Here is a 15,736-nt window from a genome sequence, read left to right as displayed (position 1 = left end):
CAGTTCGGGGATCGACAGCGCCGGTGATCTTCATAAACGGCATTTAAACGCGACCAGCTCGAAGGCTGCCCAATTCGCTGAGGTCGTTGGAACTTTCGATTGCATCATGGCGTTTCCGGGTTCCTGAGCATCCTCAAAGGGGTGGGACCATGCGACGTATTCTGATTGCTCTTGCTGCGACCACGACGATTGTTGGAGCGGCTGCCGCACAGACGGCGGAAACCACGACCACCGAAACCTTCGTCACCGCCAAGCCGACCGACGTGCTGAGCTACAATCTCATCAATCTCAACGTCACCAACACTGCCAACGAGTCGATCGGGGAGATCAAGGATCTGGTCCTCTCGGAAGGTCAGCTGGCCGGATATATCCTGTCGGTCGGAGGTGTCCTCGGGATGGGCGAGCGCTACGTGGTTGTCAGCCCGAAGGCTGTCAAAATCACCTACGTCGAAAACGACAAGAAATGGACGGCTGTGATGGACGCGACCAAGGATCAGCTTAAGGCGGCCCCCGAGTTCAAATACGAAGGCCGCTGGAAACGCTAATCCCGAAAGACGGCTACGCTCTAGGTAGCTCGGGAGCTCCATCGCCCGCATTACAGCTCAGGAGGACCCGGCGTGAATCGGAACACCTACATCGCGGTAGCAATAGGCATCGTGATTATTCTGGTAGCTGTCGCGTTGCTGATGCCCGGAACCGACGAAAATGCGACGGAAACAGCGACACCGCCGGCTACCACGACTGAGCCGACGACTCCTCAACCTTCGACGAGCGCTCCTCCTCCGACGACCGAGCCAGCCCCAACGACGCCGGCGCCGCAACCATCAACCACTCAGCCGCCCAACACGCAGCCCGCGCAGTAGGTTAACTCACGGTTCTGATCGTCGGAGTCCGCTCTTGGACAGACGGAATGTGCGGGACTCGTCCCGAGATCGGCGAGCGCGGCGACCTTCTCGATTTGGCTGCCAGCGGCGGAACAATAGGTGTCAAGCCGCGCGTGCGGCTCACAGATGGCGACGCAGGACAAGCGCGGTGGTAACGGCCGCAATGCCGGGAACGGAAGCTACCTGGCGGCGCACGTCCTCGACACTGTCGATTGAATCGGCATCGACGCTGACGAGCAGATCGATTTCGCCAGCCAGGGAATCGATCCGCGTGACGAACGGGACAGCGCCCTACCTCCAGGGGCGCTTCCTTTCAATTTCGCCGCATCAAGCTGCCTTCGATGCGGTGGAGGATTTCCCGCATAATCTTTAGATCGCCAGCCTCTTGGCTGAGAAGCGTCTGCAGGTCCTTGATCGAGGACGCCGTGTGCGTCGACCGACTGCTCGTGACGGTGATCCGAGCGCTCTTGAGCCGCTTGGTCGCGGCGACTGACAACAATGTCCAGGGCGATAAGTATGCGGACCGCCTGAGATGGCGAAGCTTTGAGCGCCTTCGATCGAAGGACGTCGACTGGAAAGACGAATTACGCGGACGGGTCCGACCCCTAATGCGCATCATTCCGGGCATCCTGGAGTGATACACACAGCCGTGCAATTTCGCCTGGCGCGCGCTCGGAAACGATGCGCAGCAGGCGCATATCAGCCGTGACGAACCTTGATCCGGTCCTCTGCGCCGCTATCAGGTAGGTGCAGTCATACGCCGGATGCGAAAGCACGATGGAAAGGTTCGTGGCCTCTTCGAGCAACCCTGTCATCGAAACGAAGTCGATGCCGGAACGCTCGAGCAGCTTTGCGGCAAGCACGGCTTCGTCGCGCGAAAGCTCGCCACGCTGAACCTTCTTCCAGAGAATGTTGGCGCATTCCGGAATGAGAAGCTCAGGTGCCGCAAATCGGAAACGCGACCGCAGCTCAACGGCGCTGTCGGTTCCTTCCTCCTCCACGACCCACTTGATCGCGATGCTGGCGTCGGCGACGAGCGTCTCCATCAGCGCTCGTCTCGGCTTTCGCGCAGCAGGACTTCAGAGGGCGTCTGCTTGCGGGATGCGGTCAGCTTCCGCAAATCGGCCGCAAGTTCTTCGAAATCGGGTCCGCCCTCGCTTGCCAAGGCCTGGCGCAGGATTTCGCGATGTTCCGCTTCCGCCGAGCGTCCATGGCGGGCCGCTCGGATCTTCAGCTTCGAAATCAGGTCGTCGTCCAGATTGCGGACGTGCAGGTTTCCGGGCATCGGTATGGCTCCATTGTTCTCAATGAGAGCAATGATAGCAATTGGAGTGAAGCAGCGCAAGGAAGGAAGGGAGGAGGAAACGAAAGAAGACCGAAGGAAAATCCGGCTTCGCCCGCGTGCCGCGGCCCTTGACCCGGCCGGATGAAGAGGCGGCCGCGGAGGAGGGGTCACGAGGGCTGACGAGGCGAAGATGGCGTTCCCCGAGGCGGGGAGCCGCGCTCCAGCCCGACGAGCCTGCCCTCTCTCCCATCCGCAAGGTTTTCCAAGGCGTCGCCGACCGGCGCCAGATGTTCCGAATGTTCGACCGCGACGCGCGCCGCCCGAATCGTTGGGAAGGCGGGTGTCGCTTGGCAGATAAATGTGAGAATGCGGCTGTTTCAGCCAGGTTTTGCATTTAAAGAGGGTCTTCCTCAATTTGTGTGGTTCACTCGCCGTTAGACATGATGCCGCTATAGCGGGTATGCGAACGAAAATGGAATGGTAAGCCAACAGTCCGCTTGGCCATGGCGTGAAATTTGTCGCCGAGACGTTTCTCCTAGGTAAGACGCTCGCCCGGCGTTGTTGGCAACCCCGTTGAATCACATGGGCCGTACTCGGCATTTGCACGCGGCTTTTCGGAACCTGATGATGCCGGTGTGCAAGCTGCCGCGCTCGGTGCCGTACTGTTACTAAGCTCGCAGGCATGGCACGGCGCTGGAAAGAGCCGCAGGAGCCTGCAATCTCGCGGAGTTCGACATAGATCCTGAGGTTTAGAAAATGCTCTCGGTCGGAAGGCCGAGTGCGAATGAACCCGTGTAATACGCCGGGGGGCCCGGCTGCATGGGATGATAAAGGGGCGCCCTGGATGTCCCGTTCGCACATCGGTCCGCGGAGCGTATATATGCTTTGACCCCGAGCGCTCGAATTGCTTCCTATTCCGTGCTGCGGGCGTATGCCTCTCCGAGAATTCGTCTCGCGCGACAGGCACCGAGCCGAATCGTTCGGCTGTGCCGTCCCAATCGGCTAACAATGTGGACAATTTTCTCACCTTTGCCCTGCGTCGTTGCGGCATAGCGGTCGGCGGATGGTTTCTCCGTAAACGCACCGTTGGCAAACATCTATGCGATGGACATGATTTCTCTCAGCGGTTTTACGCTGTGGTCTGCTTGGCGCTTTTGGGCGTAGCAGCCGTTGTGCCGCGGAAAGAAAATGCCTTTACCTCCCACCTATTGTATGCAATATGTATACAAAATTGCGTACAATAATTGCATATCTACTCGGGAGGAGTTGATGCTTTCCTTTGTGGCAAAGAGGTTACTGGGCCTCATTCCCGTCATCCTCGTCGTTTCCATCGTGGTCTTTCTGCTGTTGCGGCTGAGTCCCGGCGATCCGGCGGTGGTCATCGCCGGCGACAATGCCGATGCGGCATCTATCGAGCGCATCCGCACCTCGCTTGGCCTCGACCAGCCGCTCATCACACAGTTCTTCATCTGGGCCGGCGCGCTGCTGCAAGGCGACCTCGGCATCTCGATCTTTTCCAATATTCCGGTCAGCGATCTCATCCTTCAACGGCTGGAGCCGACGGCCTCGCTGGCGCTGACGACGCTGGTCTTCGCCATCGTAATTGCCGTGCCGCTCGGCACGCTGGCCGGCGCGACGGCCGGAAGCTGGCTCGACCGGGCGCTGATGCTCGTCTCCGTGCTCGGCTTTTCCGTGCCCGTCTTCGTGCTCGGCTATTGCCTGATCTATGTCTTCTCGTTGCAGATGCGCATACTGCCGGTGCAGGGTTTTGCCAGCATCCGCGAGGGCATCGGCCCGTTCTTCTCCTCCATTGCGCTGCCGACGGTGACGCTGGGCCTTGCCTATCTCGTGCTGATCGCCCGCATCACCCGCGCCAGCGTGCTGGAGATGATGGGGGAAGACTTCATCCGCACCGCCCGTGCCAAGGGCGTCAAGGAACGCCTCGTCGTCACCCGCCATGCGCTGCGCAATGCCGCCATCCCGATCCTCACGGTCATCGGCATCGGCGTGGCGCTGCTGATCAGCGGCGTTGTGGTGATCGAGACCGTCTTCAACATCCCCGGCGTCGGACGCCTCGTGGTCGATGCGATCCTCAAGCGCGACTATCCGGTCATCCAGGGCGTCATCCTCATGTTCTCCGGCGTCTATGTCTTCGTCAATCTGGCGATCGATATCGGCTATGCCTTCCTCGATCCAAGGGTGCGCTACTGATGAACAGCCTTGTTTCCCCCTCGGCGGCCGCCAAGCGCCGCCTGCCGGCCTTTCTCACCCACCCGTCCGTCCTCGTCGGCGGGCTGCTGATCCTTTCCGTCGCCCTTATGGCGTTGGCCGCACCGCTGCTCGGGACGATCGACCCGAGCCGCATCGAACCCGCCATGCGGCTGAAGCCGCCGTCGGAGCTCGCCTGGTTCGGCACGGACCTTTTCGGCCGTGACGTCTACAGCCGCGCCGTCTACGGCGCGCGCAGCTCGATCCTCATCGGCCTGTTCGTCGCCGCCGCTGCGCTTCTCGTCGGCGTCGCGATCGGCCTCGTCACCGGCTATTTCCGCTGGGTCGATGCCATCGTCATGCGGATCATGGACGGGCTGATGGCGATCCCCACCTTCCTGCTCGCCATCGCGCTCGTCTCGCTCACCCGCGCCAGCGTCGCCACCGTCGTCGTCGCGCTCACCATTCCGGAAATCCCGCGCGTCGTGCGGCTCGTGCGCAGCGTCGTGCTGACGGTGCGCGAAGAATCCTTCGTCGAGGCGGCGATCTCCGTCGGCACGTCGACGCCGAAAATCCTCATCCGGCACATCCTGCCCAGCACCTATGCGCCGCTGATGGTGCTCGGCACCTATATCTGCGCTTCCGCCATCCTCATCGAGGCGGGCCTCAGCTTCCTCGGCACCGGTCTTCCGCCGGAAATCCCGAGCTGGGGCAATATGATCTCGGAAGGGCGCACCTTCTTCCAGGTCGCCCCAAGGCTGGTCTTCCTGCCGAGCCTTTTCCTGGCGCTGACGGTGCTCGGCATCAACCTGCTCGGGGACGGCCTGCGCGACACGCTCGACCCCCGGATTGCAAAACGGATGTGAAGGTGATGCTGATGAACAATCCGCCCGTCATCGAGGTCGAGAACCTCGCCATTGCGCTACCCGGCGACGGCGACCGCGGCTTTGCCGTCGACCACATCTCCCTCTCGGTTGCCGCCGGCGAGATCGTCTGCGTTGTCGGCGAATCCGGCTCCGGAAAGTCCGTCACGGCCCAGTCCATCATGGGCCTCCTGCCAAAGGTCTTCCCGAAGCCGGAAGGTCGCATCCTCTTCGAGGGCCGCGACATCACCAAGGCGACGCCGGCGGAAATGCGGGACCTGCGCGGCCGCGGCATCGGCATGATCTTTCAGGAGCCGATGACGGCCCTCAATCCAGTGCACGCGGTCGGCAAGCAGATCGACGAGGTGTTGCGCACCCACCTGAAGCTCTCGCGCAGCGACCGCTTCGCCCGCGTCATCGACGCCATGAAGGAGGTGCGCCTGCCCGATCCCGAGCGGATGTACCATGCCTTCCCGCACCAGCTTTCCGGCGGACAGCGCCAGCGCGTGCTGATCGCCGCCGCCCTCATCCTCGGCCCGAAGCTGCTGATCGCCGACGAGCCGACGACGGCGCTCGACGTCACGACGCAGGCGCAGATCCTCAAGCAGATCCGCGACCTGCAACGCGAGCGCGGCATGGGCGTGCTGTTCATCACCCACGATATCGGCGTGGTGCGGGAGATCGCCGACCGCGTGGTCGTCATGAAGGGCGGCAAGGTGATGGAACAGGGGCTGGCGGCCAAGGTGCTCGACGCGCCGGAAACCGACTATACCCGCATGCTGATCGCCGCCGTGCCGACGCTCGAGCCGAAGCGAAAGAACCATGTCGTCACCGGCGATGTCGCGATCACCGTGGAGGGGCTCGCAAAAACCTACCACAGCGGCGGCCTCTTCCGCGACAAGCGTACGGTGCACGCCCTGCAAGGGGCGTCGCTCACCGTGCGCCGCGGTGAGACGCTCGGCATCATCGGCGAATCCGGCTCGGGCAAGTCGACGCTCGCCCGCTGCATCACGGAGCTGATCGAGCCCTCCTCCGGCAAGGTGACGCTGGCGGCCGGCAAGGACGGCCGGGCCTTCCGCCAGCGCCTGCAGATGGTTTTCCAGGACCCGTACCGCTCGCTCAACCCGCGGCGCACGGTCGGCCAGTCGATCGTCGAGGGACCGATGAATTTCGGCCAGGGCAAGGCGGAGGCGACGGAGCGCGCCAAGGAGCTGATGCAGCTCGTCGGGCTGGAGCCGCACGCGATCGACCGTTTTCCGCACCAGTTCTCCGGCGGCCAGCGCCAGCGCATCTCGATTGCCCGGGCGCTCGCCATGGAGCCGGATATCCTCGTTGCGGACGAGGCCGTCTCGGCGCTCGACGTTTCGGTGCAGGCGCAGGTGCTGCGCCTCATCGACGACATCCAGAAGCGGTTCGACCTGGCGATCCTCTTCATCACCCATGACCTGCGCGTCGCCGCGCAGATCTGCGACCGGCTGATCGTCATGCATCGCGGCGAGGTCGTCGAGGAGGGCACGGTGGCCTCCGTCTTCGCCGCCCCCGCCCATCCCTATACACGCGAGCTTCTCGCATCGATACCCGGCAGGGCGGATGAGATGGTTCCGGCCTGACGACACGCTTCAACAAAAAGGGGAATGACAATGTTCAACCATGTGAAAACATCCTGCCGGGCCCTGCTAGCCTCGGCCGTCCTTTTCGCAGGCATGGGCGCAGCGCTTGCCGAGACTACGCTGAAGGTGGTGCCGAGCGCCGACCTCCAGGTGCTCGACCCGATGGGCGCGACCGCCGACCTCGTGAAGATGCACGGCTTCATGATCTACGACACGCTCTATGCGCTCGACGAGCACTTCAAGCCACAGCCGCAGATGGTCCAGGACATGACCTTGTCGGAAGACAAGAAGACCTATCGCTTCACCCTGCGCGACGGCCTGAAATGGCATGACAGCCAGCCGGTCAAGGCGGAGGACTGCGTGGCCTCGCTGAAGCGCTGGCAGCAGCGCGATGCCGCCGGCCAGTTGATGGCGCGGCAGTTGAAGGAGATGCGCGTCGTCGACGACAAGACCTTCGAGCTGGAGTTCAACGAGCCCTACGGCATCGTGCTGGAATCGCTGAGCAAGGTCGCCTCGAACATCCCGTTCATGATGCCCAAGCGCGTCGCCGAGACGGACGCTTACAAGGAGATCACCGACTATACCGGCTCCGGCCCCTACAAGTTCGCCAAGGACAAGTGGGTGCCCGGCAGCAAGGTGGTTTACGAAAAATTCGCCGACTACGTGCCGCGCTCCGAGCCGGCAAGCGCCTTTGCGGGCGGCAAGGTGGCTCAGTTCGACGTGGTCGAATGGAACATCATCAAGGACCAGCAGACCGCGCTTTCGGCGTTGATGAGCGGCGAGATCGACTTCTGGCAGAACCCGTCGCTCGACCTGCTTCCGGTCATCGAGGCGGCCGGCAACCTGAAGACCAAGGTCGTCAACGAGACCGGCACGCAGGGCACGCTGTTCTTCAATCACACCCAGCCGCCCTTCGACAATGCCAAGGCGCGCCAGGCGATGTTCTACCTGACGAACCAGCAGGCCTACCTCCAGGCCGTCAACGGCAATCTCGAATATTTCCGCACCTGCGCCTCCTTCTTCATCTGCGGCACGCCGATGGAGACCGATGCCGGCCTCGACGCTTTGAAGAAGCCCGATCCGGAGAAGGCCAAGGCGCTGTTCGAGGAATCCGGCTGGGATTTTTCGAAACCCATCGTCATTCTCGACCCGACCGACGAGAGCATCGTACATCCGGAAACCGTGGTGACGGTGCAGGCGCTGCGCGACATCGGCCTCAATGTCGACGTGCAGGCCATGGACTGGGCGACGGTTCTGAAGCGCCGCAACTCCAAGGAGCCGGCAGACAAGGGCGGCTGGAACCTGCTGCACTCCTATGTCGGCGGCCAGGTCGTCTCCAACCCGGTCTGGAGCATCACCTTCTCGGCGGCCTGCGACAAAGGTATCTTCGGCTGGCCCTGCGACCAGGCGCTTGAGGATATGCGCCTGAAATTCGCCCTTGCCGATGGCGAGGCGGCCCGCAAGGCGGTCGCCGCTGAATATTCCACCCGCGCTTTCGAAACCGGCCACCACATCCCGCTCGGCCAGTGGAATACATTCGTCGCCTTCTCCGACAAAGTATCCGACGTTCTTGTGACGCAGGACGTACCCGTCTTCTGGAACCTCAAGAAGAGCGATTGAGGTTTCAACGCGGAGAGCGGTATCCGTCGCCGCTCTCCACCCTTTTCAATTTTGACATCAGAGTGAATATCATGTCCATCGACTACGATCGTCTGCCCTTCCAGCCGGAAGAATACCTCGCCCGCCGCGATGCCCTGCGTGCCCTCATGGCCGAGCGCGGCATCGATGTCTGCGTGCTCAATTCCACGTCCAATATGTACTACCTGACAGGCTTCGGATCGCTCGCTTATGGTGCAACCTCGCTAATCGTAAGGGCGGACGGGAGAGCCATTTGGGTGATGCGCCTTACCGAACTTAGCAACATTCGCGCGCTCAAGGGTAAGATATGGGTCGACGAGGGCGTTGGTGTGCGAGATGGGGAGGACTACGCTACGGTCCTTGCACGCACCATTGCAGACCTTGCGCCCGGCAAGCCAGTCGTCGCCGTGGAATATGGTAATGTGCAGCAAGCCTTGCGGGGCTTTGTGAAACCGACGGACGACGCGGTCCTCAATGCTTCCGGCCTCGTCGAGCACCTGCGTCGTGTCAAAAGCCCGGCCGAAATCGCGCTCCTGCGCAAAGCCGGGTTTATTGCCGCGCAATCGTGCCGGGATGGGTTTGCCGCTCTTCGCGAAGGGATGACTGACGCAGAGCTTGCAGCCGTCGTCACGAATAGTCTGCTTGCGAACGGTAGCCATCGTGTCGCGCAAATGCCCAATGTGTGTGCAGGTCCGCGCACCGCGCGTGCGCACGTTACCTGGTGCGGAGCGCCGATTTCCCGCGGCGATCTTATCAATATCGAGCCGGCAGGGTCTGTTTTCGACTATCATACACCTGTTTACCGGTTCTACTCCATCGGCGAACCCTCGGCACGAGTCCGCACCATGTTCGAAGTCTGTAAGGAGGCACTGAACGAAGGCTATGCGAACGTGCGCCCCGGCATGACTTCTCACGAGGCTGCGCGGATATTCGAAAGCGTCTTCGAGCGGCGCGGCTTTGCCGAATGGATGGTTACCCGTCCGGCCTACAGTATCGGTGGGACCTTCCCTCCCGGCTGGGGTGAAGACAATGTCATGGCGATCCGCCGCAATCACGATGCCGTCCTCGAAGAGGGCATGTGCTTCCACATCAGCCCGGTGCTCTATCAGGACGGCATCGGCTGTGTGGGCGCCAGCATGCCCTCCGTGCTCACCGCCAACGGATTTGAATCGCTCAGCGGCGACGAAGCTGTATTCGGCGTGAAATAGGCACCGCACTGACATCCGTGCCAAGAAAATGCCGACGGACCGCTGACGTTGCAGTGAGCGGTCCGTGAAGCACTCCGGCCATTTCGATCGACGCTCCATCGCAAATTGCCGAAAGCTTGAGACGCTATTCCGCGGCGCGTCGAAGTGGCCTTGCCGTGCCGGTCAGTCCGTGTTCAACTGCCCAGTTCAGGTTCCTTTCGTGAAACTGCTACAATTCTCTACTGCGTTGCTGACTGCGAGATAGTCGTCATGCGCGGCTGGCCCTGATTGGGCGATGAACTGGTCGAATTGTTCGCGGCTCCGTTCGCGTTATCGCGCGTGAGCACTTGCTATACATCTTGTCTGATATCGCTGCCGGTCGTACCGGCTCCGGTATGCCAAAACCGCTGGCCCAGGTGTTTAGCTAGGCGGAGAGCCAGTGCAACGGCAGGTAACATGGGATTTGCTTGACTGCCGGTTGGAAAACACGTGCCCCGGCGAGGATGCGATTGGGAGAAAGCGGGATCGCGCTCGAAAGGGCTTGTTCGCGCGGGCCAACACACCCGAGCCGATCTCCCCTTCCAGGAATACTCTGTAGCACAGCGGGGGCAGCCACACCCCTCGCTCTTCCAAGTCCGCTCAGCCTATTGTACCGCGCTCTGCCGCGACAGGATGCGGTCGAGCGAGGGCGCGAGGCGCAGGAGTTCCTTCGTGTAATCGTGCTGAGGGGCGGTAAACAGCGTCTCGGTATCGGCCAGCTCGACAATCTCGCCCGATTTCATCACCGCGATGCGGTCGCACATCTGGCGGATCACCGCGAGATCGTGGCTGATGAACAGCATGGAAAGGCCGGCGAGATCGCGCAGGTCCTTCAGGAGGTTGAGGAGCTGCGCCTGCACTGAAACGTCGAGCGCCGAGGTAGGCTCGTCACAGATGAGGAGCGACGGGCGCGGTCCAAGCGCGCGGGCGATGGCGATACGCTGGCGCTGGCCGCCGGAGAAGGCATGCGAGAAGCGGCTGCCGGCATCTGCGGGCAGACCCACGACTTCGAGCAGCGTCTTCGCATCCAGCCTGGCCTCCTCGGCATTGGAGGCTAGCTTGTAAAACAGGATCGGCTCGGCGATGGCGGAGTTGATGCGCAGGCGCGGATTGAGCGCCGAGTAGGGATCTTGGAACACCATCTGCAAGGACTTGCGGACGGTTTTTTCACGTTTCGCCCCGAGTGCCGTGCCCTGGAAGTCGATGCTGCCCGAGCTCTGAGTGACGAGACCGGCGATGGTGTTGGCGACGGTGGTCTTGCCGCAGCCGGATTCCCCAACGAGTCCGAAGATCTCGCCGCGGCGAACCTCGAAGGAAACCCTCTTGACCGCGCGGAAGACGGAGGACTTGCGGCCGGGGATCAGCGAGCGGTCGCCGTATTCAACCGCAAGGTCGCGAACGGAAAGAATCACATCGTCCTTGCCGCCCGTCTCCCTTTTCGTGTTCTTGCTGCGCACATTCGCGCGCGCATCCAGCGTCACCTGCGTTTCTTCGCTCGGTACCGGCAGGCGTTCGAGCCGGTGCTCGATAGGCGGCACGGCGGCGATCAGGGTGCGGGCATAGGGCGCCTTCGGGGTGGTCAACACCTCACGGGCCGAACCGCTTTCCACTACCGCGCCGTTCTGCATGATCGTGACGCGGTCGGCAATTTCGGCAACGACGCCCATATTGTGCGTGACGAGTAGCACGCCGACGCCGCGCTGGTCCGCAAGGTCGCGGATCAGTTTCAGGATCTGCGCCTGGACGGAGACATCGAGCGCCGTCGTCGGTTCGTCGGCGACGATGAGCTTCGGGCCGCAGGCCAGCGCCGTGGCGATGACCACGCGCTGCCGCTGGCCGCCGGAAAGCTGGTGCGGATAGGAGCCGAGCCGGCGTTCCGGTTCGGGAATGCCGACGTCCTTCATCAGTTCGAGCGCGCGGGCCTTCGCCTCGGCGCGGGCGAGTTTCAGATGCGTCAGCATGCCCTCGCAGAGCTGGCTTTCCACCGTGAAGAGCGGGTTGAGGCTCGTCATCGGGTCCTGGAAGATCGCGCCGACATCGCGGCCAGGTATGATGCCCGCGGTGCGTCCGGTGCGAAGATCGATCGGTTTGCCGGCGATCTCGATGGAGCCGGAGACGATTTTGCCGGGGGCCTGCAACAGGCCCATTAGCGCGTTGCCGACCGTGGTCTTGCCCGCACCGGATTCGCCGACGAGGGCGTGGATCTCGCCCGGGCGGATTAGAAGGTCGATCCCCTTGACGGCGACGAGCGTGTCACCGTTTGCCAGAGGATACTCGACGCGGAGCGCCTTGATGTCGAGAACTGGGGTTGTCGTATCGGTCATATCAGCGGGCCATCAGTTTCGGGTTGAAGCGATCGCGCAGATAGTCGCCGATCACGTTGACAGCGAGCACGAGGACGACGAGAACTGCCGCCGGCATGACGGCGATCCACCAAATGCCGGAGAACAGGAACTGGTTGCCGATGCGGATCAGCGTGCCGAGCGAGGGATAGGTCGGCGGCATGCCGGCGCCGAGGAAGGAGAGCGTCGCCTCCGTCAGGATCGCGCCCGCAAGGTTGATCGTGGCAATGACCATGACCGAGCTCATGACGTTCGGCAAGATGTGCCGGCCCATGATGCGTCCGGCGGGCAGGCCGATGACCTTGGCGGCGCGCACATAGTCGCGGGCGACTTCAACCATGGTCGAGGCGCGCACGGTGCGGGCATACTGCACCCATTCGTTGACCGCGATGGAGAAGATCAGGACCAGCGGCGCCCAGGCGAGCATCGTCTCGGTGCTGAGCTGCGCGCGGGCGATGCCGCTGATGAGGAGTGCCACGAGGATGGTCGGGAAGCTCACCAGCACGTCGGCAATGCGCATCACCACATTGTCGATGATGCCGCCGAAGAAGCCGGCGACCAGGCCGAGGATCACGCCGAGCGCCGCCGCAAAAAACACTGCACCGAGACCGATGACGACGGAGATGCGCAGACCGAACAGGATGACGGAGACGAGGTCGCGGCCCTGGTTGTCCGTGCCGAGCAAGAAGCGTGGATCGCCGCCGTCCATGAAGGCGGGCGGGATCTCCATGTCGATCAGCGAAAAGGAGGAGACGTCGCGTGGGTCCATCGGTGCGATCAGCGGGGCGAAGAGGACGAGCACGAGCATGATGGCGAGCACCAGGCCGGCGATCATCACGGAAACCGGCGGAAGCCGGCGTACCAGGGATTGCGTGGCCATTATCGTGTCCTCAGGCGCGGATCGATGAAGGTATAGAGAATGTCGACAACCATGTTGATCATGACGAAGAGGAAGCCGACGAAGAGCAGGTAGGCGGCGAGCACTGGCATGTCGGGATAGCCGACGGCATTGGTGAAGAGCAGGCCCATGCCCGGCCACTGGAACACCGTCTCGGTGACGATAGCGAAGGCGATGAGCTGGCCGATCTGGAGGCCGGTGACCGTCACGACAGGCATGAGCGCGTTGCGCAGCGCAAGGCGGCCATAGATATAGGCGCGCGGCAGGCCGCGGGCAAAGGCGAAGCGGATGTAATCTGATGACAGGACGTCGATCATCTCCGAGCGCACCAGCCGCATGATCAGCGTCAACTGGAAGAGCGCCAGCGTTATAGACGGCAGGATTAGCGACTTGAGGCCTGAGAGCGTCAGGAAACCCGTCTGCCAGAGGCCGAGATCGACGAGCTCGCCGCGCCCAGAGGAGGGCAGCCAGCGGAGGTTCACCGCGAAGACCAGGATCAGCAGCAGGCCGGTGACGAAGGTCGGCATGGAAATGCCGACCAGCGTCGCCGATTGCGTCAGCCGAGACAGAAAAGCGTTCGGTTTCAGCGCGCAGAGCACGCCGAGCGGGATGCCGACGGCGAGCGCCAGGAACGTGGCAACGACCACCAGTTCCAGCGTTGCCGGAAGGCGGCTCATCAACAGGCTCACGACCGGCTGCTGGTAGCGGAAGCTGGTGCCGAGATCGCCCGTCAGCACTTGGCCAGCGAAATTGAAGAATTGCGCGAGGACCGGCTTGTCGAGGCCGAGCGCGACGCGTAGCGCGTCCTTTTCCGCCTGGGTAGCGCCTTCGCGCACCATGGAGGAGACGGGATCGCCGACGAAGCGGAACATGACGAAGGCGATGGCCGTCACGGCAAGCATCACAAGGATGGCCTGGAGCAGCCGCACCGAGAGAAGTCTGAGCATCGGAATCATCCTTAGCGGGGAGCGCTCATGCCCAACTGGGGGCGGAATGCCGGCCGTCTTGCTCCATCGCTCCGTGCCCTAAAAATGGCTGCGGAGGAATCGACCGGGAAAACGTTGCGGTGGACCCCGGCCGGCTTTTGCCGGTCGGGGGTCCTGCCTCGGGAGAACTGCTATTTCTTGATCTGTGCGAACCACGGACGAACATATTCGTCCGGGAACTGCGGAATGTCGACCTTGTTGCTCATAGCCCAGGCGACCGGCTGCTGGTGCAGCGGAATGAACAGGGCGTCGTCATGAGTGATGCGGAAGGCTTCCTTCAGCATGTCCACGCGCTTGGTCTCCTCGAGTTCGACCGAAGCCGAGCGGGCAAGAGCATCGATGCGCGGATCGGAAAGACCGTTCGGATTCGAGCCGCCGAAGGTGCCGTCATTGGTCGCGAGCAGCGCCTGGAGCACGCTGTAGCCGTCCATCGCCGGCAAAGAGGCCCAGCCAAGCAGGTAGACGTCGAGTTCGCCGTTATCCATGCGCGGGAAATAGGTCGTCTTGCTCTCGACGCTGAGGTCCACCTGCACGCCGATCTTTGCCCACATCGAGGAGATGGCAAGGCAGATCTGCTCGTCGGCGATGTAGCGGTCGTTCGAGCAGGAAAGACCCGTCTTGAAGCCATCCGGATAACCCGCTTCGGCCAATAGGGTCTTTGCCTTGTCAACAATCATATTCCAGCGGCACGTCGATCGCATCGTCGTGACCGGTGACAGCCGGGGCGACGAGCATGCCGGCGACGCGCGACTTGCCGCGCATTAGGCGCTTCTGGATCGTGTTGACGTCGATGGCGTGCCAGAGTGCCTGGCGCACCTTGACGCTCGTCATCGGGTTGGCGACGCCCGGAGCGGCGTGCAGTTCCTTTTTGAAGTTCAGCGCCAGCATGATGGTTCGCAGAGACGGGTTTTCCACCACCTTCAGGCCGTCGGTGCCATTAATGCGGTCGACGTCCTGCAGCGGAACCGGGACAATCATGTCGACTTCACCGGACAGCAGCGCCGCGACGCGGGTGGCGTCGGAGGCGATCGGACGGAACTCGACTTCCGTCAGATTATGCTGCGGCTTGTCCCACCAGTCTTTGTTCACTTCAAAGACAGAGCGGGCATCCGGCTCGTAGCTCTTCAGCTTGAAGGGGCCGGTGCCGTTGGCATGAGCGCTGGCATAGGTGACGACGCCGGTTGCCGTGTTGCCCGGCTTCAGCGCGTCGTGCTCTTCCATCCACGGCTTGCTCATGATGTAGATGGCGGCAAGGTCGTTGAGGAGCAGCGGATAGGCGCCTCGCAGGATGAGGTCGACGGTGTAGTCGTCGACCTTCTCGACGCCGGTCACGGCGGAGAGGTTTTCGCGGTTGCGCGCGCCCGGATCGATCTGGCGCTGAATGGTCGCCACCACGTCGTCGGCGTTGAAGGGCTGGCCCTCGTGGAATTTTACGCCCTGGCGCAGCTTGAAGCGCCAGCGGTTCGGCTCGACAATCTCCCAGGACGTCGCCAGCGCCGGCTCAAGCTTCAGGTCCTTGTTGCGGCGGACGAGCGGATCGAAGACCATGTGCTGGACGCTCTGGGTGAAGCTGTCGACTTGCGCATTGGGGTCGTAGGAAATGACGTCGCCGGAGGCCGACCAGCGAAGCGTCTCGGCTAGGGCGGGTGCGGAAAGCGGCGCCAGAATGGCAAGCCCCGCCAAAAGGGTCTTCATGTAGGTCTTCACGATCTTTCTCCCATTTTGCATGCACAAAAATGCATACGAGCACTCCAAAAGTGATTGTGCATGTTTTGCCTTCCCCCTCAAGTTATTGT

At 62.4% G+C, this 15,736-nt stretch carries 14 protein-coding genes and 1 pseudogene; 7 read left to right on the top strand and 8 right to left on the bottom strand.

Going from position 1 to position 15,736, the window contains the following annotated elements:
* Positions 1–149 precede the first annotated feature (149 nt).
* The gene (locus JOH52_RS31145; RefSeq protein WP_014528751.1) at positions 150–545 is read left to right on the top strand and encodes a PRC-barrel domain-containing protein; all 396 of its coding nucleotides are present in this window, start codon (positions 150–152) and stop codon (positions 543–545) included.
* A gap of 459 nt (positions 546–1,004) precedes the next feature.
* On the opposite strand, the gene JOH52_RS31140 is transcribed toward JOH52_RS31145, so the two are convergent.
* From JOH52_RS31140 to JOH52_RS31130, 3 genes are all read right to left on the bottom strand, one after another.
* Entirely contained in the window at positions 1,005–1,124 is a 120-nt protein-coding gene (locus JOH52_RS31140) for a hypothetical protein (RefSeq protein ID WP_234704647.1), read from the bottom strand.
* Between the two features lie 365 nt (positions 1,125–1,489).
* On the bottom strand, positions 1,490–1,930 hold the full coding sequence (locus tag JOH52_RS31135; protein ID WP_014531995.1) for a type II toxin-antitoxin system VapC family toxin: 441 nt from the start codon (positions 1,928–1,930) through the stop codon (positions 1,490–1,492).
* Entirely contained in the window at positions 1,930–2,169 is a 240-nt protein-coding gene (locus JOH52_RS31130; protein WP_010967281.1) for a FitA-like ribbon-helix-helix domain-containing protein, read from the bottom strand. Before JOH52_RS31130 ends, JOH52_RS31135 begins: the two co-directional genes overlap by 1 nt.
* 248 nt (positions 2,170–2,417) lie before the next feature.
* Between JOH52_RS31130 and JOH52_RS36350 the strand changes: the two are divergent.
* The 6 genes and pseudogenes from JOH52_RS36350 to JOH52_RS31100 all read left to right on the top strand — a co-directional run.
* Positions 2,418–2,507: pseudogene (locus JOH52_RS36350) on the top strand (DUF1419 domain-containing protein); the annotation flags it as partial.
* Positions 2,508–3,438: 931 nt separating this feature from the next.
* A complete protein-coding gene (locus JOH52_RS31120; RefSeq protein ID WP_014531993.1) occupies positions 3,439–4,380 on the top strand; it encodes an ABC transporter permease in 942 nt (313 codons plus the stop codon).
* A complete protein-coding gene (locus JOH52_RS31115) occupies positions 4,380–5,243 on the top strand; it encodes an ABC transporter permease (protein ID WP_014531992.1) in 864 nt (287 codons plus the stop codon). Before JOH52_RS31120 ends, JOH52_RS31115 begins: the two co-directional genes overlap by 1 nt.
* 11 nt (positions 5,244–5,254) lie before the next feature.
* Positions 5,255–6,850 (top strand): ABC transporter ATP-binding protein, encoded by a 1,596-nt coding sequence (locus JOH52_RS31110; protein WP_014531991.1) that lies wholly within the window; start codon positions 5,255–5,257, stop codon positions 6,848–6,850.
* A gap of 30 nt (positions 6,851–6,880) precedes the next feature.
* Positions 6,881–8,470 (top strand): ABC transporter substrate-binding protein, encoded by a 1,590-nt coding sequence (locus tag JOH52_RS31105; protein WP_017265968.1) that lies wholly within the window; start codon positions 6,881–6,883, stop codon positions 8,468–8,470.
* A gap of 71 nt (positions 8,471–8,541) precedes the next feature.
* On the top strand, positions 8,542–9,696 hold the full coding sequence (locus JOH52_RS31100; RefSeq protein ID WP_014531989.1) for a M24 family metallopeptidase: 1,155 nt from the start codon (positions 8,542–8,544) through the stop codon (positions 9,694–9,696).
* Between the two features lie 623 nt (positions 9,697–10,319).
* Here the strand turns inward: JOH52_RS31100 and JOH52_RS31095 are convergent.
* From JOH52_RS31095 to JOH52_RS36050, 5 genes are all read right to left on the bottom strand, one after another.
* Positions 10,320–12,038 (bottom strand): dipeptide ABC transporter ATP-binding protein, encoded by a 1,719-nt coding sequence (locus tag JOH52_RS31095; RefSeq protein WP_014531988.1) that lies wholly within the window; start codon positions 12,036–12,038, stop codon positions 10,320–10,322.
* A 1-nt stretch (position 12,039) separates the two neighbouring features.
* Complete coding sequence (locus JOH52_RS31090; RefSeq protein WP_014531987.1) at positions 12,040–12,936, bottom strand: ABC transporter permease; 897 nt, start codon at positions 12,934–12,936, stop codon at positions 12,040–12,042.
* Entirely contained in the window at positions 12,936–13,901 is a 966-nt protein-coding gene (locus tag JOH52_RS31085) for an ABC transporter permease (RefSeq protein WP_014531986.1), read from the bottom strand. Before JOH52_RS31085 ends, JOH52_RS31090 begins: the two co-directional genes overlap by 1 nt.
* A gap of 170 nt (positions 13,902–14,071) precedes the next feature.
* Complete coding sequence (locus JOH52_RS36055) at positions 14,072–14,617, bottom strand: ABC transporter substrate-binding protein (protein ID WP_267880443.1); 546 nt, start codon at positions 14,615–14,617, stop codon at positions 14,072–14,074.
* Complete coding sequence (locus tag JOH52_RS36050) at positions 14,607–15,647, bottom strand: ABC transporter substrate-binding protein (RefSeq protein ID WP_267880444.1); 1,041 nt, start codon at positions 15,645–15,647, stop codon at positions 14,607–14,609. Before JOH52_RS36050 ends, JOH52_RS36055 begins: the two co-directional genes overlap by 11 nt.
* Between the last annotated feature and the right edge of the window lie 89 nt (positions 15,648–15,736).

This window comes from Sinorhizobium meliloti (assembly GCF_017876815.1).
Classification (GTDB): domain Bacteria; phylum Pseudomonadota; class Alphaproteobacteria; order Rhizobiales; family Rhizobiaceae; genus Sinorhizobium; species Sinorhizobium meliloti.
The sequence above is the reverse complement of the archived record's forward strand: the minus strand, read 5'-3'. Positions and strand labels throughout refer to the sequence as shown.

What these genes read in the sequence shown, in the direction of transcription:
- JOH52_RS31115 (WP_014531992.1), top strand. Translation starts at nt 4,380, where the DNA reads ATGAACAGCCTTGTTTCCCCCTCGGCGGCCGCCAAGCGCCGCCTGCCG.
- JOH52_RS31120 (WP_014531993.1), top strand. Translation starts at nt 3,439, where the DNA reads ATGCTTTCCTTTGTGGCAAAGAGGTTACTGGGCCTCATTCCCGTCATC.
- JOH52_RS31110 (WP_014531991.1), top strand. Translation starts at nt 5,255, where the DNA reads ATGAACAATCCGCCCGTCATCGAGGTCGAGAACCTCGCCATTGCGCTA.
- JOH52_RS31100 (WP_014531989.1), top strand. Translation starts at nt 8,542, where the DNA reads ATGTCCATCGACTACGATCGTCTGCCCTTCCAGCCGGAAGAATACCTC.
- JOH52_RS31145 (WP_014528751.1), top strand. Translation starts at nt 150, where the DNA reads ATGCGACGTATTCTGATTGCTCTTGCTGCGACCACGACGATTGTTGGA.
- JOH52_RS31090 (WP_014531987.1), bottom strand. Translation starts at nt 12,936, where the DNA reads ATGGCCACGCAATCCCTGGTACGCCGGCTTCCGCCGGTTTCCGTGATG.
- JOH52_RS31095 (WP_014531988.1), bottom strand. Translation starts at nt 12,038, where the DNA reads ATGACCGATACGACAACCCCAGTTCTCGACATCAAGGCGCTCCGCGTC.
- JOH52_RS31135 (WP_014531995.1), bottom strand. Translation starts at nt 1,930, where the DNA reads ATGGAGACGCTCGTCGCCGACGCCAGCATCGCGATCAAGTGGGTCGTG.
- JOH52_RS31085 (WP_014531986.1), bottom strand. Translation starts at nt 13,901, where the DNA reads ATGCTCAGACTTCTCTCGGTGCGGCTGCTCCAGGCCATCCTTGTGATG.
- JOH52_RS31130 (WP_010967281.1), bottom strand. Translation starts at nt 2,169, where the DNA reads ATGCCCGGAAACCTGCACGTCCGCAATCTGGACGACGACCTGATTTCG.
- JOH52_RS31105 (WP_017265968.1), top strand. Translation starts at nt 6,881, where the DNA reads ATGTTCAACCATGTGAAAACATCCTGCCGGGCCCTGCTAGCCTCGGCC.
- JOH52_RS36055 (WP_267880443.1), bottom strand. Translation starts at nt 14,617, where the DNA reads ATGATTGTTGACAAGGCAAAGACCCTATTGGCCGAAGCGGGTTATCCG.